The 5,272-nt window shown below is 33.2% G+C and carries 6 protein-coding genes; 3 read left to right on the forward strand and 3 right to left on the reverse strand.

The features are described 5' to 3' along the window. Nucleotides 1–27 precede the first annotated feature (27 nt). Nucleotides 28–708, reverse strand: coding sequence for an XRE family transcriptional regulator (locus WFK35_RS20310; RefSeq protein WP_336734266.1), 681 nt, complete (start codon nt 706–708; stop codon nt 28–30). A 590-nt stretch (nt 709–1,298) separates the two neighbouring features. Here WFK35_RS20310 and WFK35_RS20315 point away from each other — a divergent pair. Together WFK35_RS20315 and WFK35_RS20320 are read left to right on the forward strand one after the other, a co-directional pair. Further along, the gene (locus tag WFK35_RS20315) at nt 1,299–1,877 is read left to right on the forward strand and encodes a YdeI/OmpD-associated family protein (RefSeq protein WP_336734268.1); all 579 of its coding nucleotides are present in this window, start codon (nt 1,299–1,301) and stop codon (nt 1,875–1,877) included. 142 nt (nt 1,878–2,019) lie between these two features. Continuing rightward, a complete protein-coding gene (locus tag WFK35_RS20320) occupies nt 2,020–2,523 on the forward strand; it encodes a hypothetical protein (protein ID WP_336734270.1) in 504 nt (167 codons plus the stop codon). A gap of 40 nt (nt 2,524–2,563) precedes the next feature. On the opposite strand, the gene WFK35_RS20325 is transcribed toward WFK35_RS20320, so the two are convergent. Next, nucleotides 2,564–3,595 (reverse strand): threonine aldolase family protein, encoded by a 1,032-nt coding sequence (locus WFK35_RS20325; protein WP_336734272.1) that lies wholly within the window; start codon nt 3,593–3,595, stop codon nt 2,564–2,566. A gap of 84 nt (nt 3,596–3,679) precedes the next feature. Here WFK35_RS20325 and WFK35_RS20330 point away from each other — a divergent pair, with 84 nt between their 5' ends. Beyond that, nucleotides 3,680–4,333 (forward strand): metal-dependent transcriptional regulator, encoded by a 654-nt coding sequence (locus WFK35_RS20330; RefSeq protein ID WP_336734274.1) that lies wholly within the window; start codon nt 3,680–3,682, stop codon nt 4,331–4,333. A 358-nt stretch (nt 4,334–4,691) separates the two neighbouring features. On the opposite strand, the gene WFK35_RS20335 is transcribed toward WFK35_RS20330, so the two are convergent. After that, a partial coding sequence (locus WFK35_RS20335; RefSeq protein ID WP_336734276.1) for an aminotransferase class V-fold PLP-dependent enzyme occupies nt 4,692–5,272 on the reverse strand: 581 nt, incomplete at its 5' end.

Consider the following 5,272-nt stretch of genomic DNA (forward strand, 5'->3'; position numbering starts at 1 on the left):
GCTCTATTTGGTTAAGTCTGGTTTTAATTAAAAATCTTCCGGGAAAATTCCTGTTGCATACTGCCACACTTCAACAATTTCATTCAAAGGAATTTCGTAAGGTTCGTAAAATGTATTATCTGCAGAAACTGTTAAAGAATTTTCATTTATAGATTTCAGACGTTTGTAAGTAATACCGTCGTTTAAAGTAATGAAAACGTAAGTATTACCGGATTTCAGATCATTAAGACCTTCCACATATTTTCCGATGATGTATGAACCGTTCTTAAAGGGAGGCATAGAATCTCCATCCGCAGGAAATGCCCGAAATTTTCCGTTTTTAAGAAACGGCAGAGAAATTCTCTGTAAATTTTCAATATAATCGGGGTCGCTGTAACCTGTTAAATAACCCATAGAAGCTTTCTGTGAAACAATTTCAATGCTTTCATCGCCGTTCTGATCTACCATTACAGGCAGAACAATGCGGTTATCAGGAAGTTTCAGCATATCTTCAAGCGCATGTTTTGTTAAATCTACAGACAGCAGCAGATCAATACTAACGTTAAAAATTCTCGAAATTTTTATTAAAACATCAACCGGAGGTTTAGATTTTCCGTTTTCATAAGAACTGTATCTGGAAGCTGTGATCTGTATTTTTTGAGACAATTCACGCTGGGTTTTTCCTAATTTGGCACGTAAAAGTCTGATATTTTCTGAAAAAATCGACATATAAAAAATTAAAGTGTAAAAATACACAAGTTTGTCCGAGAATCCTAAGTTTTAGGGCAGTTGTGGATAAGTTCTTTTGAAAAAATATTTTGCTAGAGTCGGCTGTCAAACGTGAAATTAAAACTTTTAAAGAAAGTTTTGGATACAAATAATAAGCGCTGATTTTGGATTAAGCATTATAGTAAGTTCTAATTTTAAAAAATCGGATCATGAAAAAATATAGCGGATTTACCATTTCAATAAATTTCTAAAATACCTTCAATTTAACATAATATAAATTATAGGATTTTTCATTTAGCCATCAAATAGAGTATTCTGCAATTATATTTTCTATTGATAAATTCTTAATCCATCGATATTCAGGCGTTTTAAAGCATTATGAAACAAAGCTCTACCTATGCTATTTAAATAATTTACAATGGCAATTATGCGCATTAAAAAGGTATACTTCTGTTTCGCGTATATTTTACATTTTATCTGATTTTGATGATCTAAATAATCTTATAAACATAAACATCTTTTAGTATCGAAATCTAAAAAATGAATAAATTTGATTTTGTATAAATTTGTATTACTACCAATCATAATATATGAATCCAAAAGTTGATTTCTTTTTTAATAAAGCCGGACAATGGCAGACAGAATTTGAAAAATTAAGGACAATTGCCTTGAAGACTGAGCTTAAAGAAGATTTAAAATGGGGATGCCCGTGTTATACATACGAAGGAAAAAATATTTTCTTAATTCATGGTTTTAAAGAATATTGTGCACTCCTCTTTTTCAAAGGTGCTTTGATGAAGGATGCTGAAAATATTTTGATTCAACAGACTGAAAATGTACAGGCTGCAAGACAAATTCGCTTTACAAATCTGCAGCAGATCATTGATTTAGAGCATGTTTTAAACGATTATATATTTGAAGCGGTGGAAATTGAAGAATCCGGAGTGAAGGTTGAAATGAAAAAAACGAATGAATTCAACATACCTGAAGAATTTGCTCAAAAACTAAATGAGAATCCTGAACTTCAGAAAGCTTTTGAAACGTTAACTCCGGGAAGACAACGGGCATATCTACTCTATTTTTCCTCAGCTAAACAACCAAAAACCAGAATATCCAGAATTGAAAAATACATTCCGGAAATTCTTAACGGAAAAGGTTTAAATGATTAAATTTTTAAATAAGGCTTTTAGGGTAAGACTTTATTGTTTATAAATCAACAATAAATTATTATTTCAATAAAATTTAAAATTAAAGTAGCTCGGAAATTAGTATTTTAGTAAGATCAGTAATTTATTATAAAATGATAAGGTTATGAAAAAAATCCTTTTAATAGGCTCGTTATCGGTTATATTGCTTAACTGCAACAAAAAGCCGGAAGCTCCTGCTGCTGATAAAGTTTCTGCGGATACTGCTACGACAACAGAAAAAGTGATTGATACACTAGGCGCGAAATCATTCTGTTACATGGGAGTTACCCGAAAAGATACCGTTTTTGTAAGCATTGATGATAATCTGGGAACCATCACCGGAAAAATGGCGACCAAAAACAGCGAAAAAGACAGCAATAAAGGTACTTTAAGCGGAATTAAATCTGGAGATACGCTTAAACTAACGTATGAATTTGCTTCTGAAGGGGTTTCAGGAAATAAAAACGACATCTATTTTATACAGACCAAAGACGGCTTAATGGAAGGAATCGGCGAACGTGATGCCGAAACCGGAACAAAATATGCCAACGAGAAAAAGATAAAATATGAAGGCGGAAGAAACCTTAAAACCGCTGATTGCAATACGGTTACAAAGGCTCTACAATAAAAGTAAAATATAAATGCAACCAAAAACGGTTGCATTTTTTTTATAATTCTTTATTAATAATTGCAATAAATCTGTTTACGGCTTCATCATCTGTATTCCAGGAAGTGATGAGTCGGACAGCAGAAAAATGCTCATCGATTTTCTTCCAGACATAAAATTCAAACTTTTCTGATAATTTTTCAATTAAATCATGACTCAGAATCGGGAAAATCTGATTGGTGTATGTATCAGATAAAAACTGTACTCCCCTTTCTTTCATCGCATTTTTCATCTTCATCGCCTGCGAATTGGCGTGTTTTGCCAGATCAAAGTACAGATCATTTTTCATCAGTTCCAGAAACTGAATTCCCAGAAGTCTTCCTTTGGCAAGCAACGCTCCTTTCTGTTTGATATTGAATGCAAAGTCCTGCTGTAAATCTTTATTGTTGATGACAATTGCTTCCCCGATTAAAGCTCCGTTTTTGGTTCCCCCCAAATAAAAAATATCAGTCAGTTCTGCCACTTTTTCCAGCGTAAGATCGCTGATTTCGGAGGTTAAACCATGTCCCATTCTTGCGCCATCCATGAACAGATAAAGACCTTTTTCTTTACAGAATCTAGAAAGTTCTTCCAATTCTTTTAAGGTATAAATCGTTCCCAGTTCCGTGGAATTCGAGATGTAAACCATTTTTGGCATTACCTGATGCGGAATATTTTTATGATTTTCCAGAACCGGAATAATGTCTTCCGGAGTTAATTTTCCGTCTGCTTTTTCAATGCTCAGAATTTTATGTCCCGTTGCTTCAATTGCTCCGGTCTCATTGTTAAGAATATGTCCTGTCGATGCAGAAACTGCACATTGATAAGGTCTTAAAACCGAAGAAATAACGATAAGATTTGCCTGCGTTCCGCCCGAAACAAAATAGATCTCAGAATCCGGACCTGCGATTTTTTCTTTTATCAGTGCTTTTGCTTCTAAAGAATATAGGTCTTCTCCGTAACCGGCTTGCTGATGAAGATTATGCTCCACAAGAGCCTTTAAAATATTGGGATGACAACCTTCCGAATAGTCGTTTTTGAATGAAAATTTCATAGAGTAAAATTAAAAAAGTTCGCTGAAAGTGCCTAATTTATTCATATTATTTTGTTAGATTTGTACAGAATATCATCTAACATTTTGAAAAATACATTAACAGAAGAGAATTATCTCAAAGCGTTGTTTCATCTGGTCGACCATGAAGGAAAAGTAACGATTAACGAACTGAGCAAATTTTTAAACGTAAAAATGCCAAGCGTTAACAATATGATGAAGAAATTTGCAGACAAAAGCTGGGTAATTTACGAAACCTACAAACCACTGATTGTCACGGATAAAGGTCGTCGGGAAGCTTCTCTGGTTGTAAGAAAACACCGTCTTACAGAAATGTTTCTGGTGAAAAAGATGAATTTTGGCTGGGAAAATGTTCATGAGATCGCGGAACAACTGGAACACGTCCATTCTACTGTTTTCTTTGACAAAATGGATGAAATTCTGGATTACCCGAAATTCGATCCTCACGGAGAACCCATTCCCGATAAAGATGGAAATATTATTGCGCAGGATTTGCAAAAGCTAAGCAACTGCGAAGTTGGTGAGACAGTCATTTTTGCTTCGGTTACACTCTCGGATGATGCTTTTTTAAATTATCTTACGGAAAGAAATTTACTCCTGAATAAAAAAATCAAAATTATTAAAATTGAAAGTTTTGATAGATCCGTAACCATCGAAATCGAAGGAAAACAGGAAGTTTTAAGCAAAAAAGCAACTGAAAAAATATTGGTGAAGAAGTAATTTTTTCACCAATAAATAAATGCTTTGAAAAGTTCATTTTGATGATTTTAAGTGTTTCTCTAAGCTTGTCGAAAAAGATAAATAATATTTTACCTGAGTTCAGGATAAGTCTTCTTAAACGCAAGGTTAAACAAAGAGATTCAATTATCAGGAATTCAGCTTTTAAGATATACAAAGGCGTAAAACTTATCAAAGTAATACCATTTCATTTTTGTTTTTTTTAAATAAACGAAGTGCCTTTGTTTACCTTACAAACTTTTAATAAGTAAAAAAAATCTTTTGCCTTTCTTTGCGATAAATTAATATAATACTATAAATCAATTATTTAAATTTATTTTCTTATTCCGAACTGAGGTTATTATTTTAAACTATTCTTCAGAATTTCAGAAACCTCTTCAATCTCTTCCAAAGTATTGAAATAATGAGGCGATAATCTCACAATTCCGTTGATTTTTTTATTTGTAAAATCAATTAACGCTGAATTCTTATATGTTACAGAAAAGAAGACATTATTTTCTTTCAAAACCTTCTGAATATTTTCCAGATCGCCATCCGGACCGGAAAATGTAACAATGCTGCTCAGATGATTTCCCCAATCCCAAACTTTAAAACCGATGTCTTTGAGTCTGTTCCGTAATTTTTCAGATAAAATCTTATTGTATTGCTCAATGTTATCCAATCCGATATTGTTGGCATATTGTATGGCGTGTTTAACTCCTAATAAAGAAGCATAGGAAATTTCCCAGTGTTCAAATCTTTTGGCTGTTTTAAACAATTCATAATCATTATATTCCGTCCAGTTCGCTCCTCTCATATCCAATAGCAAAGGTGCATAATCCTGTTCCAGAATTTTATCCGAAATATATAAAAACCCGGTTCCTCTCGGTCCGCGCAAAAATTTCCTTCCTGTCGCCGTCAGAAAATCGCAACCTATTTTGT

This window comes from Chryseobacterium sp. VD8 (assembly GCF_037149975.1).
Taxonomy (GTDB): Bacteria; Bacteroidota; Bacteroidia; order Flavobacteriales; family Weeksellaceae; genus Chryseobacterium; species Chryseobacterium indicum.

Excerpts from the sequence above, each read along its gene's own strand:
- WFK35_RS20310 (WP_336734266.1), bottom strand. The coding sequence starts at position 708 with ATGTCGATTTTTTCAGAAAATATCAGACTTTTACGTGCCAAATTAGGA.
- WFK35_RS20315 (WP_336734268.1), top strand. The coding sequence starts at position 1,299 with ATGAATCCAAAAGTTGATTTCTTTTTTAATAAAGCCGGACAATGGCAG.
- WFK35_RS20320 (WP_336734270.1), top strand. The coding sequence starts at position 2,020 with ATGAAAAAAATCCTTTTAATAGGCTCGTTATCGGTTATATTGCTTAAC.
- WFK35_RS20325 (WP_336734272.1), bottom strand. The coding sequence starts at position 3,595 with ATGAAATTTTCATTCAAAAACGACTATTCGGAAGGTTGTCATCCCAAT.